Genomic DNA, 19,888 nt, shown 5'->3' with positions numbered 1-19,888 from the left:
GCGCCAAGCTACGTGGAGCGTGCCGTCCCTCACTGTCAAGCTGGTTGGACCCTCAGCAGCTGTTAGACTCTGAACCCTGTGGGGCATGGCCGCACGCACCTTCTTTGACTGACAAGAGTTCCGCATGATCAAGAGACTTGTTCCATCCTGGCGCCCGGCCCCTTGGCATTCGCCCCGTTGGCTTGCCCGGTCTGGCGGCCTGGCGCTATGCCTGATGGCGTTCTTCAAGATCCTCTGGCCCGAGGTGGGCGACCCCATTGAAACCCTGATGGCGGTAGCCGGGCTGATCGCGCTGTTGGCCTGCGGTCGTGGATTGCGCAACAGTGCCGCGCTCTGGCTGTTGCTGGCGGCCATTGCGGTGCAGGTGTTGTCATGGACGCTGGGCTATTTCAACCATCCGCAATGGATCTCGGCCATTCCCGAAGTCGATCGGCTGGCCAAGCTGTTCATCTTTATCGCCGTCGCCTGGTGGCTGGGCGGGAGTACGCACAACACGCTGCTTGTGTGGGGGCTGGCCGTGGTGGGCTATCTGATCGCCACGTACATCTATGGTGGCGGTTGGCAGGAGTGGTGGCGGGGGCTGCAAGGTCAGCGAGTGGGCTTTGGCATTCGCAATAATCAGCATGCTTCCATGCTGTTCGGTGTGGTCCTGGTCGGTGTGGTTGCGTTTGCGCCGCGCTGGATCGGCTGGCCGCGTGTTGCGACATGGCGCTTGGTGAGTTGGTTGGCGGTGCTGTTGCTGTGTGGCGTGGGTGTCGTCATCGGCCAGACGCGGGCCGTGTGGCTGGCGCTGGCGCTGGCCTTGCCCTTGATGGGGGCCATGTGGCTCGTCTGGCAGGCGCGTCACGTCGGGCTTGCGCGCTTGCGTCGCACGCTGCTGATTGCAGCAGGCGTAGGGCTGGTCGCCCTGACGGCGCTGCTTGCGGCATTTCAGGACACGTTGAGTGAGCGGTTGACGGCTGAAAACCAGGTGGTCGGCGAGGTGCTGGAAGGCAACCTGGAGAATGTGCCTTACAGCAGCATCGGCATACGCATCAATACTTGGGTGGCCGCCGCGGAGTGGATCGGCGAACGGCCGCTGGTCGGCTGGGGCGGCCAGGGTCGGAGCCTGGTCATCGACGAAACGCCCTGGCTGCCGGAATTCGTCAAGAAGAACTATGGCCACCTGCATAATTTCTTTATCGAGACCTGGGTTGCCTACGGGCTGCTTGGCCTGGCAGTGATGGGCGCGCTGGTGATCTGGGTTGGTCGCGCAACCTGGCTGGCTTGGCGGGGCGGGGCGATGCCCAACGACATGGCGCTGTTCGCCTGCAGTTTCTTCGTCTACTGGGTGATCGTCAATCAGTTCGAGTCGTATCTGTCCTTCAGTACCGGGGTAATAGTCAATAATCTGATCGTCGGCGGGCTGGTGACGCACTATTGGCGATGGTTGAGCGCGCCCCCGTCGCGGCTCGCCGCCGATACCGCGTCCGTGTGAATCACTGATGCACCCAATCCAGGTGCTCGAACGCGCCTCGGGCGTGGTCCTCGCGGAACATCTCGTGGTCCCGGCGCAGGCGGTCGGCGGCTTCGACGGCGAATTCCACCATGTCCTCGGTGAACAGCGTCGGCGGGCCGATGGCGTTCATGATCGCCGGTTCGATGTCGTAGTCGACCCTGCCGGAGTCGTCGGAGCGGGCGTGCACGCGGGCGAGCACCTGTCCGCAGATGCGGGCGTACTCCTTCCATTCGCTTTTGGATAGATCGTCCAGATCGATAGCGTCGCGGAACGGCGCGCGCTCGCGTGACAGGTAGCTGTGGCCCTCGAACGTGACGTGGCCGTAGAAGACATCGCCGCCTATCAGGTGCACCGCCTGGGCATGGCTGATGCGTTCGGCGAGGGTGTCCATTGCGTAGGCGGAGGGCGGTGCCAGACCTGAGAGGGCAGAGTGCCGGGCCTGCTTGTACTCGATGATCAGATCGTCCGTGCCGTCGCGCTGTGGACCTTCGATCAGCACGTAATAGCGGTTGAGCCCCAGCGAGGCGGTGCCCTGACCGAGACGTATCGCCACGTCCTTCACGCGCATGCCATTCTCGTTCGCGCCTTTCCTGCGCAGGCTCCTGGCGCGTGCCGGCACGTCGATCTCGTTTTCTTCGATCAACCGGTCGGTGATCGCCTGGAATTCGTCACGGCGCGACGAGACCGGCACCAGCTTCCTGGTGGGGCGGAAGTGGCTTCGCGTCTCGTCGAGGTAGTCGTCGGCGAGCCACTCGGCGCGGTCTTCATCGGCGTCCTCGAACAGCTTGCGGATGAGCTTCGGGGCGTTGTCGTGACGCATCTCCTCATCCTGCTCGGTGCCTTCCCGGGCCAGCCGCTGCATCTCCTCGATATAGCCTTTCACGAAATGCCGCACGACCTTGAGGCGCTGCTTGCACTTGAGATTGCCCTCGGTTGCGGAGGCGATCATGAAGCCGACCGCGCCACGCTTGATATCCCAGGTGAAGGGCGCGTAGTAGGCCTCGTCGAAATCGTTGACCGAGAAGATCGGCACGTTGTCCATGTTGGGCATGACGCCGAAGTTGCCGGGATGAACGTCGCCGAGCGCGAGCACGGTCGGCATCCAGGCGTCGTCGCCGGCCATGTCGCGGTAGAACAGTAGCGCCGTGCCGCGAAAGAACGAGAATAGCGAGTCGGAGAGCTGATCGAACTTGGCGCTGGCTTCCTCGGAGCCGTCGGCGATGCGCATCCGATGATCCTCGCGCAGGGTCTGGCGCACGTGCCGACGACGCACGTAGCCGGTCAGTGCGCGCGGGCGCAGCACGAACTCGCCGGCCGCCACCGCTTCGGCCAAGCGTTTGAAGGTATCGAAACGTGTCGCCACCACCGGAGCGGCGGACTCCGCGAACGGCTGCCGCTCGAGCGCCGCCGCCAGTTCGGTCTTGCTCATCTTTGAGCGTCCCGCGATCTCCTGCTGTTGCGCTTGCTCGTAGAGTGCCTTGCGTGTCGGTTCCGACTCCTGGCTCATGGATACCCCTCGCCTGTTGCCGTGATGTCGTTAGCTTCTTGCCCACCAGCATGCACGACTTGGCCGGACGACGCATGTATTGCCGGGGGTGTTACAGCACGTCGAGCGCTACGATCCGCTCACTCGCGCCCGGGCAAAATTAACGCTTGATGCGGGCCGGGCGGTTTCGCGACACTCAGATGCAATATTAGCGTCTGGCATCTATAGATCGAGCATGGACTACGATTCCCTCACCACGCTGCGCCGCCAGCATCCCGGCTGGCGGCTGCTGGCTGCCGACCATGGGCCGCTGGTGGCCGCGTTCCTGTATCGTTATTTCATCGAGCCGAATCAGCGTACCTTTGCGGAGGCGGAGCTGGCGTCCCGGCTGGAGGATTTTCTGTTTCATTTGCGCGAGCGGTTGGGCGAGGGCGCCTTTCCCAAGCCGGCACGTCAGTATCTGAACGACTGGGCGGCGGATGAGCGGGGCTGGTTGCGCAAGTATTACCCGCGCGACAGCGACGAGCCCCATTATGATCTGGCACCGGCCACGGAAAAGGCCGTGCAGTGGCTGGTGTCGTTGCAGGGCCAGCGCTTTATCGGCGCGGAATCGCGGTTGCTGACGGTGTTCGAGCTGTTGCGCGAGATCACCGAGGGCACCGAGACCGATCCCCGGGCGCGCATCGAGGAACTGACCCGGCGCAAGCAGGCCATCGAGCGCGAGATCGAGGAGATCGATGCGGGCCGCTTGCGGATGATGGACGATACCCGGCTGCGCGAGCGTTTCTTGCAGATGTCGGACACCGCCCGGGCGCTGCTGGCGGACTTCCGTCAGGTGGAGCAGAACTTCCGCGATCTGGATCGCCAGGTGCGCGAAAAGGTGGCGGCCTGGGACGGCGGCAAGGGCGATATGCTGGCGGAGGTGTTCGGCGAGCACGACGCCATCACCGACACGGACCAGGGTCGCACCTTTCGCGCGTTCTGGGACTTTCTGATGTCGCCGAGCCGGCAGGAGGAGTTGTCCGCGTTGCTGGAGAAGGTGCTGACGCTGGACCCGGTGCGCGAGCTGGAGCCGGATCCGCGCCTGCAGCGGGTGCACTACGATTGGCTGGAGGCCGGCGAGGCGACGCTGCGTACCGTGGCGCGGTTGTCCGAGCAGTTGCGCCGTTACCTGGACGATCAGGCCTGGCTGGAGAACCGCCGTATCATGCAGTTGCTGCATGACGTCGAACAGCACGCCCTGGCGGTGCGCGAGGCGCCGGCCCAGGCGCCGGGCATGACGCTGGACGAACTGGCGCCGGCGGTGGTGCTGCCCCTGGAGCGGCCATTGTACCGGCCACCGCTTAAACCGCGCATCGCGCAGAGCGCGCTGGCCACCGGCGATGCCGATCTGGACGCCGGGGCCCTGTTCGAGCAGTTTTACGTGGACCGTGCGGCGTTGCGCTCGCGGTTGCAGCGGGTACTGCAGACCCGTGATCAGATCACCCTGGTGGCGCTGCTGGAACACAGCCCCCTGGAGCGCGGCCTGGCGGAGCTGGTGGCCTGGCTGGCGCTGGCCGCCGACGATCCGAAGGCGCTGATCGACGAGGCCGGCGAGTGCCAGGTGAGCTGGCGCGACGATCATGGCATGATGCGCCGCGCCACCGTTCCCGATGTGCTGTTCAGCCGGTGATTGCATGAGTGAAACCGATATCGATACTTCATCTGACCTGTCGCCTTTGTTGATCCATCTGCTCAAGGGCGTGCTCTACCGCGATCAGCAGGAGGTGCTGTGGCAGGCCCTGCTGACGCTGCAAAGCCGGGTGCGCGATTATGTGGCGGTGCTGGGGCTGGAGCTGGTGCTGGACGAAGCGGAAGGCTATGCCTATTTGCGTCAGGTGGAGCGCGGCGAGGACGAGCAGGGCCCGCCGCGGCTGGTACCGCGCCGGCAGCTTTCCTATCCGGTCAGTCTGTTGCTGGCGCTGTTGCGCAAGAAGCTCGCCGAGCACGATGCCAGCGGCGGCGAGGCGCGTCTGATTCTGACCCAGGAGCAGATCGTGGAACTGGTGCGGCTGTTCCTGCCGGACACCGCCAATGAAGCGAAACTGGTGGACCGCGTGCAGGGCGACATCAACAAGGTGATCGAACTGGGGTTCCTGCGCCGGCTGCGCGGCCAGAGCGACCGTTATGAAGTGCGCCGCATTCTGCAATCCTTCGTGGACGCGCAGTGGCTGGGCGAGTTCGAACAGCGTCTACAGGACTATCGGGAGCAAGCCGGTGAACAGTGAGCGTCTGGGGCTGGGTGAGAGTCGGGGGCTGGGTGAGAGTCTGGGGCTGGATTTCGCCGCCTCCAACGAACAGGCCGGCTTTCGGTTGCAGCGCCTGGAGGTGCTCAACTGGGGCACTTTCGACCGCCAGGTCTGGGCGCTCGACCCGCAGGGCAACAACAGCCTGCTGACCGGCGACATCGGCTCCGGCAAGTCCACGTTGGTGGACGCGGTCACCACCCTGCTGGTGCCGGCGCAGCGCATCACCTACAACAAGGCCGCCGGCGCCGAGAGCAAGGAGCGCTCGCTGCGTTCCTACGTGCTGGGCTATTACAAATCCGAGCGGGGCGAGAGCGGGCTTTCCGCCAAGGCGGTGGCGCTGCGCGATCACAACAGCTACTCGGTGATTCTCGGGCACTTTCATAATGCCGGTTACGACCAGGACGTGACGCTGGCCCAGGTGTTCTGGATCAAGGACAGCGCCGGCCAGCCGGAGCGCTTCTACGTGGTGGCCGACCGGGCGCTGACCCTGGCCGGGGACTTCGCCGATTTCGGCAACGACATCGCCGATCTGAAAAAGCGCCTGAAAAAACAAACCGGCGTCGAGGTGTTCGATGCCTTCCCCGGTTATGGTGCTGCCTTTCGCCGCCGTTTCGGCATCGACAACGAACAGGCCATGGAGCTGTTCAATCAGACCGTCTCCATGAAGTCGGTGGACAACATCACTCGCTTCGTGCGCGATCACATGCTCGAGCCGTTCCCGGTGGGCGAACGCATCGAAGCGCTGATCCGTCACTTCGACGATCTCAACCGCGCCCACGAGGCGGTGCTCAAGGCGCGCCGGCGCATCGACATGCTCGCGCCGCTGGTCATCGATCTGGACCGCCACGACGAGCGCGAGCGGCAGGTGGCGGAGCTGCGACAAAGCCGCGAGGCGCTGCGGCCCTGGTTCGCCAGCTTGAAAATGGAGCTGCTGGACAAGCGCCTGGACAACCTGGCCGCCGAGGCGCAGCGGCTGGCGCAGCGGCGCAACGCCCTGGAAACCCGCCGCCGGGACCAACAGGCGCGCCGCGACGATCTGCGCCAATCCATCGCCGACAACGGCGGCGATCGGCTGCAACGGCTGAAGGCGGAAATGCAATCCTGCCAGCGGCAAAAGCGACAGCGCCAGGACAAGGCGGAGCAATACCGCGAACTGGCCCAGGCGTTGTCGCTGCCCGACGCCGACACCCTGGACCTTTTCATCGACAACCGTCGTCAGCGGGAGCAGCGGCAAGATGAATTGCAGGAGCAGCGCGCGCAGCTGCAGAACCACATCAACGAGGCCGGCGCCGACCTGCACGGGCTGAATCGTCAGCACGGCGAGCTGGAAACGGAGCTCGACTCCCTGCGGCGGCGCCGCTCCAACATTCCCGGCCGGGTGCTGGCGATCCGCGAGGCACTGTGCGAAGCGCTGCAACTCGACGACGACGAGGTGCCGTTTGCCGGTGAGCTGTTGCAGGTGCCCGCCGAGGAGCGCGACTGGGCAGGCGCCATCGAGCGCCTGCTGCACAATTTCGGCCTTTCGCTGCTGGTTCCTGACGCCTTGTACGAGCGGGTCTCCGACTGGGTCGAACGCACCCATCTGCGCGGCCGGCTGGTGTACTTCCGGGTTCGCGAACCGCGCGGCGAAGTGCCGGCGGCGGCGCCGGATTCGCTGACCGACAAGCTGCGCATCCAGCCGGACAGCGCCTTTTATCCGTGGCTGGAGCGGGAATTGGTGCGGCGTTTCGATTACGTCTGCTGCGAGGATCTGACCCGCTTCCGCCGTGAGCAGCGCGCGGTGACCCGTGCCGGGCAGATCAAGGCGCCCGGTGGCCGCCATGAAAAGGACGACCGTCATCGCCTCGATGACGCCAGCCGCTACGTGCTGGGCTGGGACAACCAGGCCAAGATTCGCGCCCTGGAAGCGGAGGCGGAATCCCTGGCCCGGCGTGGCCGGGAACTGGCCGGGCGTGTGCAAGTCTGGGAGACCGAGCGCAAGACCCTGGACGACGCCCTGCGCAAGCTGGATCAGTTGACCATGTTCGCCGATTTCGAAGAGCTGGACTGGAAGCCGTTGGCTCGGCAACTGGAACAATTGGAGAACGAGCGCCAGGCGCTGGAAGCCGCCAACGACCTGCTGCGGGAACTGGAAAGCCAGCTCGAGGAACTGGAAGAAAGCCTGGGCGAAACCGAAGACGCCCTGTCAGCCCTGGGTAAAGACGAAGGCGCGAACCAGAACAAGACCGAGACCGCCAGCGCCCAGCGCGAGGAGAGCGCCGCGCAGTTGGCCGAAGCCGACGAGGCGGGGCGCGCCTGCTTCGAGACGTTGTCGGGCTACCACGACGCGGCGCTGGCCGGGCGCACCCTGACGGTGGAGTCCTGCGACAATCAGCAAAGCGAGCTGCGCGACTGGCTGCAAAAACGCATCGATCAGCACGACAGGCAGCTGAAAACACTGAGCGAGCGAATCGTCAGTGCCATGCAGCGCCACCAGCATGAATGGCCGCTGGAAAGCCGCGAGGTCGACGCCAGCCTGGCCGCCGGCGGCGATTACCGCGCCATGCTGGAGGAATTGCAGCGCGACGACCTGCCGCGCTTCGAGCGCCGTTTCAAGGAACTGCTCAACGAGAACACCATCCGCGAGGTGGCGGCGTTCCAGGGGCAACTGCACAAGGAGCGCCAGGCGATCCGCGAGCGCATCGGCATCATCAACCGTTCCCTGAAGGGCATCGACTATAATCCGGGCCGCTACATCACGCTGCTGGCGGAGCCCACCAGCGACAACGAAGTACGTGACTTCCAGCAGGAGCTGCGCGCCTGTACCGAGGGTGCGCTCAGCGGCAACGAGGAAGAGCAGTACACCGAGCAGAAATTTCTGCAGGTGAAACACATCATCGAACGCTTCCGGGGCCGTGACGGCACCGGCGAACTGGACAAGCGCTGGACCCATAAAGTTACCGACGTGCGCAACTGGTTCGTGTTCTCCGCCTCGGAACGCTGGCGCGAGGACGACCGGGAATACGAGCATTATTCCGACTCCGGCGGCAAATCCGGCGGCCAGAAAGAGAAGCTGGCCTATACCGTGCTGGCCGCCAGTCTCGCTTATCAGTTCGGCCTGGAATGGGGCGAGCAGCGCTCCCGCTCATTCCGCTTCGTGGTCATCGACGAGGCCTTCGGCCGCGGTTCCGACGAGTCCGCCCGTTACGGGCTGGAACTGTTCAAGCGGCTTAACCTGCAGTTGCTGATTGTCACCCCGCTGCAGAAGATTCATATCATCGAGCCCTATGTGCACAGCGTCGGTTTCGTGCACAACCGCGAGGGCCGCGAGTCCCTGGTGCGCAATCTCGGCATCGAGGAATACCGCACGGAAAAGACCGCCCGCGAGCGGATTCGCGTGCAGCCATGAGCTGGACCTCGCCGGCCGATCTGCGCCAGCAGATGGAGAAAGTCTGGCTGCGGGGCGATATTCTGCGCGCGCGTCTGAACGGCGAGCCGCTATTCCCCCTGACCTTGAGGCTGCGCAAACCCGCTGCCGGGGATATCACCGAACGTTTCGCCGAGGTGGCCGACTGGGTGCGCGTCCTGCGCGAGAGTTCCAAGGATAAGAAGGGCTTCGGCTATACGGTGCACTGGCGCCAGCGCCGCCATCGGGTGCAGGGCGCCAACGACCTGCCCGATGCGATCACCGTGGACACCGAAGACGATGCCCTGCGCTGGCTCGGCCGGCGTGATGACGCCGCGCGCTTTTCCCGACTCGCCGAGCGTAGCCTGGCGATGTTTCCCGCCTTGCGAAGCGGGTTGTGTCGACGCCCGCTGCGGGCCCTGGAACACGAGCCGGTGTGGGACGATCTACTCGCCGTGCTGGCCTGGTTCCAGGCGCACCCGAGGCCCGCTGTTTACCTGCGCGAGCTGGATATTCCCGGCATCCACACCAAGTTCATCGAAACCCATCGCGGCCTGCTCGGTGAGTTGCTCGACCCCGTGCTGCCGGCCGGGGCGATCGATGCCGGCGCCACCGGGGTGCGCGGCTTCAACCGCCGCTATGGGCTGCGCGACAAGCCGGTGCCGATTCGTTTCCGGTTGCTGGATGAGCGCCTGGCGATTCAGGGGCTCACCGACCTGACGGTGCCGGTGGAGCAACTCGCCCGATTCGACCCGGGGGCTGATACCGTCTTCATCACCGAGAACGAGATCAACGGTCTGGCGTTTCCGCCTTTCCCCAACGCGCTGGTGATCTTCGGCCTGGGCTATCGTGTGGAGGCGCTGCGTCACCTTCCCTGGCTGGCCGCTAAACGACTCTATTACTGGGGCGATATCGACACCCATGGCTTCGCCATTCTCAATCGGTTCCGCCACGCCTTTCCGCATGCGCGCTCGCTGCTGATGGACCGCGCCACGTTCGAGGCTCACCGGCCGGTCTGGGGACGGGAAGACGACGCCAAGCGCTTCAATGGGGCGCTCGCCAATCTGACCGAAGCAGAAAGTGACGTGTTTGAGACGCTCCGCGAGAACCGGCTGGCGCCGGCTCTTCGGCTGGAGCAGGAGCATATCGCCCAGGGCTGGTTGCTGGAGGCGCTGAATCGCCTCACCTAGCAGCCACCCAGCCGCTGACCACCAGAACTGGACGAGTAAAACCCGCTGCGCTGTACTTGACCGGCCACTGCTCCGGGTCGCTTGGCGCCAGCTGCGGCTCCGGCCGGGTCGGGTCGATCCGGTACCCAGTGGAGGCATGGATGACCCACGGAATCGGTAAGGGACGTATGAAGAAGAATGGCTCATGGATATTGTGGCTGGTGACCACGGTAACGCTCACTTTCTCCAGCCTGTGCGTGGCGCAAACCCCGGGCGCCGAAAGCGAAGAGACGCGCTGGTTCTCCGTCGATTCGCTGAACGAAGGGCTGGGCCACTCTCCCGAGGCGGTCAACCGAATGACGCCGCGAGAGTCGATCCGCAGCTTCCTGGAGCTGACGAAAAATCGTAGATTCGAGGCGGCGGCGCATATCCTCAACCTCTCCGAATTAGCCCCGGCAGAGCAGCGGGAGCGAGGAGACGAGCTTGCCAGGAAGCTGGCCGAAGTACTCAAGCGTGGCGAGTGGCTCGATGTGTCCGATCTTCCCGGCCGCCAGGATGCCGCCATCGAGGACTCGTCGGGTCAGAATCCCCAGGCGGGAGAGCCACGCCGCAATCTCAAGCTGGCATCGCTCACGGCCAATGGCGAAATCTATGACATTCGCCTGGGCCGATATCGGGTGGGCAACGAGGAACCGGTCTGGTTGATCATGCCGGATAGCGTTTCGTCGATTCCTCTGCTGTACGAGAACTACGGGCCTTCCTTGTTGGAGAAATATATCCCGGAGCGTTTCCAGGCCTCGTTCGGAGTGCTCAAGATCTGGGAATGGATGGCCATTCCGGTCTTCCTGCTGGTGGTTGGCCTGGTGGGGTGGAGCACTTCCTACCTGGTCAGGCTGATGGCGCTCTGGCTGCCTTCCGGCGCACCCAGCATCTTCGCCGGCCGAATCAAGGTGCCCACGGCGCTCATCGTCATGTCGCTGGTCAGCCAGATGCTGCTCGACTATGTGGTGTCCTTTTCGGCCGTGGTAGCGACGTTCTTTCGGGTGCTGTTGATCACCATTCTGGCATGGGGGGCCGGCACGGTAGCGCTTCGTCTCGTCGATACCCTCATGCTGAGAATGATGCGGCGTCTCATGGGGCAGATCGACGACACCAAACCCAGGGACGAGCGTAAATTACTGACGACACTCTACGCGATGCGCCGGCTCATCATCCTGATCACGGTGACCGCCGTTTCGGTTTACGTGCTCAGTCAGATCCAGCTCTTCGAGTCGCTGGGGCTGTCGCTGCTGGCCTCGGCCAGTGTCCTGACGGTACTGGTGGGTATCGCCGGCCAAGCCGTGCTGGGCAATATCCTCTCTTCGTTTCAGTTGTCGTTGGCGAAGCCCATACGCATCGGCGATCTGGTGATGTTCGAAGGCCAGTGGTGCTATGTGGAGGGCATCTTCTACACCTTCATCCGATTGCGATCCTGGAATGAACGACGGGTGATCGTGCCGGTCACCTACTTCGTTTCCAAGCCTTTCGAGAACCTGTCGGTCAAGAACACCAAGGAGTACCGCAGCCTGGAGATGACCCTTCACCTGAGCGCCGACATCCAGTGCATTCGGGAAAAGTTTCTGGAATACGCGCAGGAGGAGGACAACGTCATCGAGCACCACAAGTTGTGCTGTTACGTGACGGAGCAAACCGAGAGGGCCCAGCGGGTCGTCTGTTACCTGATGACCTCGGACCCCTTCGCCGGCTGGATCGCGGAAATGAACCTCCGGGAAAAACTGATGGCCTTCATCCGCGATAATCACCCCGAGTGGTGGCCGAGAGAGGTGTCGGTCATCAGCGAACGCGACGTCGCGCGCGTCGACGGGCCAGGCCCCCGGCCCGCTACAGATGCGGGCAGCGCCGATGGATGAACTCATGGTCTCCCGCCGCTCGATCGTCTGATATGACGCGTCCGGTATTCGTATGACCACGCAACGTTGACCTGGAGCGCTCGTCTTCGCCGGTGGCCGACACCACGGCCCATTGTCTGGACGCCGGTTGCGGGGAGGGCTACTACCTGCGCAAGCTGACCGATTATGATGCTCCCGATACCTTCGATCAGTTCCTCGCTGACCTGAAAGCTCGGGCACGGCAAGACAAGAGCCCACGTTGGTCGATCGCGCCAACTGGCGGTGCCAGCGCAGCCCAGCATGGCGGTCGCCTCAACCGTATGTCGAGGCGACCGTCGGGGCTGGCGAAAGCGCATTTGAAGCGGGCTGAGTCGTCACGTCGTTTCCTCGTGTTCAGAGCCGGAGAGTCAAAACTCTATTTCCAGGCCGTCCATCGCCAATGCCACGTTCGGCGGTAAGCGCAGTGGCTCATGCATGGCATGGGCGTCGAATTCGTGGCTGAGGTGGGTCAGCCAGGCCTGGGCGGGAGCTATGCGGTCGATAATGGCCAGGGCCATGTCGAGGCTGTTGTGATTGCGCGGCGCATGATGACCGGCAGGGTGGGTGGCATCGAGTATCACCGCATCCGGCTGCCACTGATGCAGAAAGCGCTCGGTATCGCCGGGCAGGCCGAGCGTGTCGGTCAGGTAGGCCAGCCTGGTATTAAGCCCGGCTAGGCAGTAGCCCAAGGTGGGTTTGCTGTGATTGAGGGGCACGGGGATGATCTCCAGGCCGCCCAGTGACAGCGTCCTGAAAGGCTTGAGGCCGGGCTGGAAATCGAGAACGCCAGGATTCTTGTGCAGATCGGCACAACCCTGGGCATCTTTGGGACCATAGACCGGAAGCGGCTCGCCCGTGCCCCAGCGCAGATGGAACAGCCCCTGGACGTGATCGGCGTGGTAGTGGGTCAGCAGAACGGCCGCGGGACGCTCACGCTCGCAACTCTCGGCGAGATCCATGCGTCCGGCGTCCAGCAGGATGCGGGCCCCGTCGACACGGATTTCGGCGCAGCACGGGCCGCGCCGGTGGCCGCTCAATACCCGGGCCCGCTGACAGGCCGGGCAGTCACAACCGAATCGCGGTACCTGTGCGCTGTCCCCGGTGCCCATGAAGCGCAGCCTCATGCCGGGCACTCCGTCACGAGCAAGGCCTGCAACGCTGCAACGGTATGCCGCAGCTCACGGCTGTTATCGATGCGAGCGATCCCGTCGAGGGTGGCTTCCAGTTGCTGGTGACGGCGCAGGCGAGCCTCTATCTCGTCCCGCGTCTCCCGGCCGCGCCGGATCAGGCGCTCCCGCAGCACCGAGGGCCGTGCGGTCACCAGCACCGGCAGCAATCGCTCGCCGAAATGCTCGCGCGCCGTGGCCAGGGCGCGGCGACTGCCGTTGACGATCACCAACTGATCGCGCTCCAGCCAGGCCGGGATCTCGATGCCCAGGCCATAGTCGAAACCATGCGCGTGCCAATCGAGGCAGAACAGACCCAGGCGCCGTCGCCAGTCAAACTCGTCCTGCGATAGGCCCACGCAGTTCTCGCTCGCGCCGCTGGGCCGCGTGATATAGCGGTGGGCCACCAACCATTCGGGGCGGTGCCGGCGCACTTCGCCGAGCAAGGTGTCCTTGCCGACCCCGCTGGCGCCCATCAGGTAAACGAGTCGGGCTTTTTTCGCACCCGGTCCCGTGCGTGTTTCGGCACCTGATTCCGTGCTCACTTCAGAACCTGGATCCGTGCGAATCATCAATGCACCTGCTGCCCGCAGGACCATGCTCGTTGCAGCATCGGATGGTCGTCGATCAGGCGCACGCGCAACAGGTCGGCACGCAGCCCCGCGGCGAGACGGCCCCGGTCGTTGAGACCCACGGCCTCGGCCGGCCGGCGAGAAGCCGTGGCCACCGCCTGCGGCAACGTGTAGCCATCCTTCATCCGGGCGACCCTGAACACCGCATCGAGCAGCGCCGCCGGATAATAGTCGGAGGACAGGATGTCGAGCACGCCATGCTCGACCAACGCCGCCGCCGCGATGTTGCCGGAGTGCGAACCGCCGCGGACCACGTTGGGTGCGCCCATCATCACCGCCATGCCGGCGCGATGCGAGGCCTCGGCGGCTGCGTGGGTGGTCGGGAATTCGGCGACACGGGTGCCGTACTCATGGCTCTCGGCGACGTGCTCCAGCGTCGCGTCGTCGTGACTGGCCAGCGCCAGCCCGCGTTTGTGGCATTCGCCCGCGATGGCCTGACGGTACTCGGCACTGTAACGGGCGCTATTGGCGAGCTGCTCCGTGACGAACGCTTCGAGTTCGGCGTCGTTGAGGCCGTATTTGCCCTGGTAGTAGATGCGATAGGCGTCGTACGAGGCGAACTGCCGCTGGCCCGGGGCGTGATCCATCAGCGACACCAGGCCGAGCAGCGGCAGGTCGGCCAGTTCCTGGAAGCGCTGCAATGTCTCGGGCTGGCTGACCTCGCAGCGCAGGTGCAGGCGATGATCGACTCGGGCCAGCCCATCGACGACGATGTCGCCGATGGTGGCGCACATCTCATGCAGCGCCAGGTGGCGCATGCTGTCCTTGTTGACGTCGCCGATCGACACGGCATCGAACACCGTCGTAATGCCGCTGGCCGCCATCTGCGCGTCGTGGGCGAGTGCCGCCTGACGGCTCGGCCAGGCGACCTTGGGGCGGGGCTGGAAGTACTTTTCCATGTTGTCGGTATGCAGCTCGACCAGTCCCGGCAGCAGATAGTCGCCATCGCAGTCGATCGCCGCCGGACGCCGGCTGGGCGCGGTATCGATGTCGGCGATCTTGCCGTCGCGAATCACCAGGCTGCCCGGGATGACTTCGTCGTCGAGTACCAGTCGCGCATGGGTAAGGATCTGTTCGCTCATGAGTGCTGTCCCGGGTGCCTGGTCTTGGCCGTCAGGTGGTCGTCGAGTGGCAGCAGGCGATCCGCCACCTGGCTGCGCACGTCCTCGTCGTGAAAGATGCCGAGCATGGCGGTGCCGCGCGCCTTGGCCTCCTTGATCAGCGCGACCACTTCGGCGCGGTTGGCGGCATCGAGGGAGGCCGTGGGTTCGTCGAGCAACAGCAGGGGATGCTCGCCGATGAAGCCGCGGGCGATATTGACGCGCTGCTGCTCGCCACCGGAGAAGGTGCCGGGCGGTAGCTGCCACAATCGCTCCGGCAGGTTGAGGCGGGCCAGCAGCGTCTCGGCCTTGATGCGTGCGTCCCGCACATCGGTGCCACGAGCCAGCAGCGGCTCCATCACCACCTCGCAGGCCGAGACTCGGGGCACCACGCGCAGGAACTGACTGACATAGCCGATCACGTCACGGCGCAGCGGGTGCCAGGCGTGGGCGGGGAGTTCGGTCAGTTCCAGCGGGCCGTCGCTGAAGTGCAGGCGGATACGGCCGCGCCGGGCCAGGTAGTTGCCGTAGAGCATCTTGAGCAGCGTGCTCTTGCCGATGCCGCTGCGCCCGGCCAGCACCAGGCATTCGCCGGCGCGCAGTTCGAGCGACAGGTCGTGCATGACTTCCAGCGCGGTGCCGCCCTGGCCATGCAGCACGAAGCCCTTGTGCAGATTTTCGACGGTGAGTAAGGCATTCATGGTCTGGCTCCTTTAAGGGGTCAGCACCGACGACACCAGCAACTGCGTGTAGGCGTGCTGCGGGTCGTCGAGAATCTGATCGGTCAGGCCGGCTTCCACCACCCGGCTGCGGCGCATCACCAGCAAGCGATGCGAGAGCAGGCGCGCCACGGCGAGATCGTGGGTGACGAGCACCACCGACAGGCCGAGCTGGCGCACCAGGGTACGGATCATGTCGAGCAGGCGCGCCTGCACGGAGACGTCGAGCCCGCCGGTGGGCTCGTCCATGAACACCAGCCGCGGCTGGGTGACCAGCGTGCGAGCGATCTGCAGGCGCTGCTGCATGCCGCCGGAGAAGGCTCGCGGCGCGTCGTCGATACGCCCGGGGTCGAGTTCGACCTGGCTCATCCAGTCCTGGCCGGTGGCACGCAGCTGGCCGTAATGGCGTTGGCCCAGCGCCATCAGGCGCTCGCCGATATTGGCGCCGGCGGATACATCCATGCGCAGGCCATCGCGCGGATTCTGGTGGATCAGCCCCCACTCCAGGCGCAGCAGCGCGCGACGACGCGCCTCGCTGATGGCATAGAGATCCAGCGTGTCGTCGGTCGCGGCGTGGTAAGTCACATGGCCGCTGTCGGGGGCTTCCAGGCCGGCCAGCACCCGCAGCAGCGTCGACTTGCCGGAGCCGGACTCGCCGACGATGCCCAGTACCTCGCCGGCATGCAGGCGGAAATCGATGTCCTGGCAGCCCTTGTCGGAGCCGTAAAGGCAGCTGATGCCCTGCACGTCGAGCAGGGCGGGACGCTCCAGGCCGGGCCTGGAAAGCACGTAACGCTTCATGCCACCTCCCCGCGGCGCGTCAGGCAGTAATCGGTATCGGAGCAGACGAACATGCGGCTGCCGGCGTCGTCGGTGATGACCTCGTCGAGGAAGCTGGTCTCGCTACCGCACAGTGCGCAGCATTCGTCCCAGGTCTGGATCTCGAAGGGGTGATCCTCGAAATCGAGGCTTTCCACCCGGGTATAGGGCGGAATGGCGTAGAGACGCTTTTCACGCCCTGCGCCGAACAGCATCAGGGCTTCGTTCATGTGCAGCTTGGGGTTGTCGAACTTGGGGATGGGCGAGGGATCCATCACGTAGCGCTCGTCGACCTTGACCGGATAGGCATAGGTGGTGGCGATATGGCCGTAGCGGGCGATGTCCTCGTAGAGCTTGACGTGCATCACGCCGTATTCCTCCAAGGCGTGCATGAGCCGGGTCTCCTGTTCGCTGGGCTCGATGAAGCGCAGCGGCTCGGGGATCGGTACCTGGAAGACCAGAATCTGGCCGTGGCCGAGCGGCGCCTCGGGGATTCGATGACGGGTCTGGATGACGTCGGCCTGCGCCGTCGCGGTGGTGGTTTCGACGCCGGCGACCCGCTGGAAGAAGGCGCGGATACTGACCGCGTTGGTGGTGTCGTCGGCGCCCTGATCGATCACCTTGAGCACATCGTCGCCGCCCAGGATGCTGGCGGTGAGCTGCATGCCGCCGGTGCCCCAGCCGTAGGGCATGGGCATCTCGCGGCCGCCGAAGGGCACCTGATAGCCGGGAGTCGCCACCGCCTTGAGCAGCGCGCGGCGAATCATGCGTTTGGTCTGTTCGTCCAGGTAGGCGAAGTTGTATCCGTTCATTGGCCCTCCTCCGCGTCGAATGCCGCTTGCTGGCCGTCCGCATGGGCACGGCGAAGCCGGCGCAGCAGGTCGAGCTCGGACTGAAAGTCGACGTAGTGCGGCAGCTTGAGGTGCGAGACGAAGCCCGAGGCCTCGACGCTGTCGGCGTGGGCAAGCACGAACTCGGCCTGCTGGGCCGGGCTGCCGATGGGTTCGCCGAGTTCCTCGGCACGCAGGGCGCGATCGACCAGCGCCATGGCCATGGTCTTGCGTTCGTTGTGACCGAAGGCCAGCCCGTAGCCACGCGTGAACTGGGGCGCCACCTCGCGGGAGCCACCGAACTGATTGATCATCTGGCACTCGCTGAGCGGGATTTCGCCGATGCAGACGCACTCGCCGAGCTCCTGGACGGAGATCTCGATCTCCACCTGACCGAGGCGGATCTCGCCGGCGAAGGGATGGTTGCGCCCGTAGCCGCGCTGGGTGGAGTAGCCCAGCGCCAGCAGGTAGCCCTCGTCGCCGCGCGCCAGCATCTGCAGGCGGGTGGCACGATCGACCGGGTAGTCGGGCGGGTCGCGGGTGATGTCGGCGGGTTGGGCACCGTCATCGTGCTCGCGCTCGATCAGCCCCTCGGCATTGAGCAGGTCGAGAATCTGCGGGCAACGCTCCAGCGCCACGTCAGCGCGTGCCGGTTCCGGCGTCTCGCCGTCGGCCAGCTGCATGAAATCCAGCAGGCGGTGGGTGTAATCGTAGGTTGGCCCCAGGATCTGGCCGCCGGGGATGTCCTTGTAGGTGGCGCTGATGCGGCGCTCGACGCGCATCGCGCTGGTGTCGAGTGGCTCGCTGACCGCCAGCCGCGGCAGGGTGGTGCGATAGGCGCGCAGCAGGAATACGGCCTCGATCATGTCGCCGCTGGCCTGCTTGAGCGCCAGGGCGGCGAGCTCGGGGTCGTAGAGCGAGGCCTCGGCCATCACCCGGTCGACGGCCAGGCGCAGCTGGCTCTGGATCTGCGCCACCGACAGTTCGGCCTGATCGCGCTCGCCACGGCGGCGGTCGGCGAGCAAGCGGTGGGCGTTATTGATCGCTTGTTCGCCGCCTTTCACTGCGACATACATGAGCGGTCCTCCGCCAGGTGTTTCTCGATCCGGCTGCTGCGCGGAATCGCCGTCAGCCGGGCGTCGCAGGCCAGCAGGGCATCGAGGCCACGCGGGAAGCGGGCACGGTTGGCGGCGAGACGTCGCATCAGCGGCTCGGCGTTGCCGACATCGAGCCAGCGTCGTTCAGGGATGCCGGGTCCGCTGAGCTGCCACGGGCCGTGGTCGGCGAGATGGTCGAGCGCCACCAGCAGGGTCGTGCTGCGATCGGGATACTCGTCGCTGCCGGTGGCGAAGGCGATGCCTTCGACCAGGGCGGTGGGCGTGACCAGGGCGAAATCGGCGCTGGCCGGGTCGTCGGTCGGGTGACAGCCGGTGTGGAACGTCAGCGCGTCGCGCAGCGCCGACGTGTCGAGCTCGCGGGCGATCCACACCCGGGTGTCTAGATCGCACAGGGTGAGCAGCACGCCCCACAGGGCGGCGCCGATCGGGACCCCTTCGGGCGGGGCGGCAACGTCCAGAATGTGCAGCGTGCCGGGTTCCGACATCGCCTGGAGACACTGGCGGAACAGCCGCTGGCTGTCGTGCACGGGGTCGGTGAGGCCAGGCCAGAGCATGCTCATTCCCCTCTTGCCATGGTGAAGAAATCCACGCGGGTGGCGGCGGCAGTGCGCGAGGCCTCGGCGTGGCGGGCGGCGAGCTCGTCGATGAGCGGCGCGATCAGCTCGCTGTCGATGCGCTCGCGGAGATCCTCCTGCTGCGAACAGGCGTCGATGAGCGCGATCAACTCGGCATGTTGCAGGTCGCGACCGCTTACCCAGCCGTGCCCCACGGCGCCGTCCTCCAGCGTCACGCTGGCGCGGGCCAGGGTCATTTCCCCCAGGTTGAAGGCATTGCCGGTGGCGCCCAGGCGCCCGCGGACCATGGCCATGCCGATTTCCGGACCACGTACGCGGCGATGCGGGCGGTCGATGCCGAGTGCGCTCCAGCGCGGCTCCAGACGCTCGCAGGGTGTCAGCGCCAGAACCCGCTGACGTTGGGATCGAGTCATTGAGAGACCTCGTCGATGTCGTTGAAATCGATGTGGTAGGCGAGCCGGTCGGCACGCGCACGACCGACCGAAATTTCCACCAGCATGGCGTCGGCATCGACGTTGTCGCTGGTGAGTTGAAGCAGCGGCGCGTTGAGCGGGCAGTGCAGCAGGCGTGTGTCGTCGCGGTTGGCGCTGCCGGCCTCGATGCGCACACGGCGGCGATACAGGCGCAGGTCGTAGTGCTGCTTGAGCAGCGCCCGGGTCGGTCCGCCACGGTAGCGGTGCGTCCAATCCGGCAGGCGCCGGTCGTCGAACCAGTGGCGCAGCAACAGCACGGGCGAATCGTCGACATGGCGCAGGGTGTCGACGCACAGCAGCGGTTCGCCGGGGTTGCGGTCGAAGCGCTGGGCGATGGCCTCGGGAGGCACGCGCAGACCCTGCTCAAGGCACAGGGTTCGCGTGGCGAGGCCCAGCTCGGCGAGGTTCTGGGTGACCTTGCTGCCGGCATTGACGGCGTAGTCGAGCCGGCGATCGACGACCTGGGTGCCGCGCCCCTGATGGCGGGTGACCATGCCTGCGGCGACCAGTTCGTCCAGGGCCCGACGCACGGTATGGCGATTGACGTCGAAGCGCTTGGCCAGCGCCGCCTCGGCGGGCAGCAGGTCGCCGGGCCGGTAGCTGGCGCGGACCTCGCGCGCCAGGGTGTCGGCGAGGGTGCGGTAGCGCGGTGCCTGGGTGAGTTGTCTAGACATGTTCTTTCCTGAAAAAGCGCAGCCGGAA

At 65.4% G+C, this 19,888-nt stretch carries 17 protein-coding genes; 6 read left to right on the top strand and 11 right to left on the bottom strand.

Translation table 11 applies throughout. The features are described 5' to 3' along the window. The first annotated feature begins 124 nt into the window (after nt 1-124). Nucleotides 125-1,477 carry an O-antigen ligase family protein gene (locus K7I12_RS11430; RefSeq protein WP_231664185.1) on the top strand — a complete coding sequence of 451 codons (1,353 nt, stop codon included), beginning with the start codon at nt 125-127 and terminating at the stop codon, nt 1,475-1,477. 1 nt (nt 1,478) lies between these two features. On the opposite strand, the gene K7I12_RS11425 is transcribed toward K7I12_RS11430, so the two are convergent. Beyond that, on the bottom strand, nt 1,479-3,005 hold the full coding sequence (locus K7I12_RS11425; protein WP_231664184.1) for a DUF2252 domain-containing protein: 1,527 nt from the start codon (nt 3,003-3,005) through the stop codon (nt 1,479-1,481). Between the two features lie 214 nt (nt 3,006-3,219). On the opposite strand from K7I12_RS11425, the gene K7I12_RS11420 reads away from it, so the two are divergent. The 5 genes from K7I12_RS11420 to K7I12_RS11400 all read left to right on the top strand — a co-directional run bounded on the left by K7I12_RS11420 (nt 3,220) and on the right by K7I12_RS11400 (nt 11,736). Then, complete coding sequence (locus K7I12_RS11420; protein WP_031384096.1) at nt 3,220-4,656, top strand: DUF3375 domain-containing protein; 1,437 nt, start codon at nt 3,220-3,222, stop codon at nt 4,654-4,656. A 4-nt stretch (nt 4,657-4,660) separates the two neighbouring features. Next, complete coding sequence (locus tag K7I12_RS11415) at nt 4,661-5,251, top strand: DUF4194 domain-containing protein (RefSeq protein WP_231664183.1); 591 nt, start codon at nt 4,661-4,663, stop codon at nt 5,249-5,251. Then, complete coding sequence (locus tag K7I12_RS11410; RefSeq protein WP_231664182.1) at nt 5,241-8,660, top strand: ATP-binding protein; 3,420 nt, start codon at nt 5,241-5,243, stop codon at nt 8,658-8,660. Before K7I12_RS11415 ends, K7I12_RS11410 begins: the two co-directional genes overlap by 11 nt. Beyond that, nucleotides 8,657-9,847, top strand: coding sequence for a DUF3322 domain-containing protein (locus tag K7I12_RS11405; protein ID WP_031384093.1), 1,191 nt, complete (start codon nt 8,657-8,659; stop codon nt 9,845-9,847). The genes K7I12_RS11410 and K7I12_RS11405 overlap by 4 nt, the downstream gene beginning before the upstream one ends. A gap of 167 nt (nt 9,848-10,014) precedes the next feature. After that, nucleotides 10,015-11,736 (top strand): mechanosensitive ion channel family protein, encoded by a 1,722-nt coding sequence (locus K7I12_RS11400; protein WP_231664192.1) that lies wholly within the window; start codon nt 10,015-10,017, stop codon nt 11,734-11,736. Nucleotides 11,737-12,122: 386 nt separating this feature from the next. On the opposite strand, the gene phnP is transcribed toward K7I12_RS11400, so the two are convergent. From phnP to phnF, 10 genes are read right to left on the bottom strand one after another with little or no spacing between them, the layout of a single operon-like run. Beyond that, the gene (gene phnP / locus K7I12_RS11395) at nt 12,123-12,878 is read right to left on the bottom strand and encodes a phosphonate metabolism protein PhnP (RefSeq protein ID WP_231664181.1); all 756 of its coding nucleotides are present in this window, start codon (nt 12,876-12,878) and stop codon (nt 12,123-12,125) included. Next, nucleotides 12,875-13,465 (bottom strand): ribose 1,5-bisphosphokinase, encoded by a 591-nt coding sequence (gene phnN / locus K7I12_RS11390; protein ID WP_231664180.1) that lies wholly within the window; start codon nt 13,463-13,465, stop codon nt 12,875-12,877. The genes phnP and phnN overlap by 4 nt, the downstream gene beginning before the upstream one ends. Before the next feature lie 26 nt (nt 13,466-13,491). Beyond that, nucleotides 13,492-14,634: an alpha-D-ribose 1-methylphosphonate 5-triphosphate diphosphatase gene (locus K7I12_RS11385; protein WP_231664178.1), complete on the bottom strand. Its 1,143-nt coding sequence runs from the start codon at nt 14,632-14,634 to the stop codon at nt 13,492-13,494. Continuing rightward, nucleotides 14,631-15,353 carry a phosphonate C-P lyase system protein PhnL gene (phnL, locus tag K7I12_RS11380; protein ID WP_231664177.1) on the bottom strand — a complete coding sequence of 241 codons (723 nt, stop codon included), beginning with the start codon at nt 15,351-15,353 and terminating at the stop codon, nt 14,631-14,633. Before phnL ends, K7I12_RS11385 begins: the two co-directional genes overlap by 4 nt. 12 nt (nt 15,354-15,365) lie before the next feature. After that, entirely contained in the window at nt 15,366-16,172 is an 807-nt protein-coding gene (gene phnK / locus K7I12_RS11375; RefSeq protein WP_231664176.1) for a phosphonate C-P lyase system protein PhnK, read from the bottom strand. Continuing rightward, entirely contained in the window at nt 16,169-17,002 is an 834-nt protein-coding gene (locus K7I12_RS11370) for an alpha-D-ribose 1-methylphosphonate 5-phosphate C-P-lyase PhnJ (RefSeq protein WP_231664175.1), read from the bottom strand. The genes phnK and K7I12_RS11370 overlap by 4 nt, the downstream gene beginning before the upstream one ends. Then, nucleotides 16,999-18,096 carry a carbon-phosphorus lyase complex subunit PhnI gene (locus K7I12_RS11365; protein WP_231664174.1) on the bottom strand — a complete coding sequence of 366 codons (1,098 nt, stop codon included), beginning with the start codon at nt 18,094-18,096 and terminating at the stop codon, nt 16,999-17,001. Before K7I12_RS11365 ends, K7I12_RS11370 begins: the two co-directional genes overlap by 4 nt. Next, the gene (gene phnH, locus K7I12_RS11360) at nt 18,081-18,698 is read right to left on the bottom strand and encodes a phosphonate C-P lyase system protein PhnH (RefSeq protein ID WP_051907462.1); all 618 of its coding nucleotides are present in this window, start codon (nt 18,696-18,698) and stop codon (nt 18,081-18,083) included. Before phnH ends, K7I12_RS11365 begins: the two co-directional genes overlap by 16 nt. Next, nucleotides 18,695-19,126 carry a phosphonate C-P lyase system protein PhnG gene (gene phnG, locus K7I12_RS11355; protein ID WP_031384082.1) on the bottom strand — a complete coding sequence of 144 codons (432 nt, stop codon included), beginning with the start codon at nt 19,124-19,126 and terminating at the stop codon, nt 18,695-18,697. The genes phnH and phnG overlap by 4 nt, the downstream gene beginning before the upstream one ends. Further along, nucleotides 19,123-19,860 carry a phosphonate metabolism transcriptional regulator PhnF gene (phnF, locus tag K7I12_RS11350; RefSeq protein WP_035575284.1) on the bottom strand — a complete coding sequence of 246 codons (738 nt, stop codon included), beginning with the start codon at nt 19,858-19,860 and terminating at the stop codon, nt 19,123-19,125. Before phnF ends, phnG begins: the two co-directional genes overlap by 4 nt. Between the last annotated feature and the right edge of the window lie 28 nt (nt 19,861-19,888).

The sequence above is a fragment of the Halomonas sp. IOP_31 genome (genome assembly GCF_021151495.1).
GTDB lineage: Bacteria > Pseudomonadota > Gammaproteobacteria > Pseudomonadales > Halomonadaceae > Modicisalibacter > Modicisalibacter zincidurans.
The sequence above is the reverse complement of the archived record's forward strand: the minus strand, read 5'-3'. Positions and strand labels throughout refer to the sequence as shown.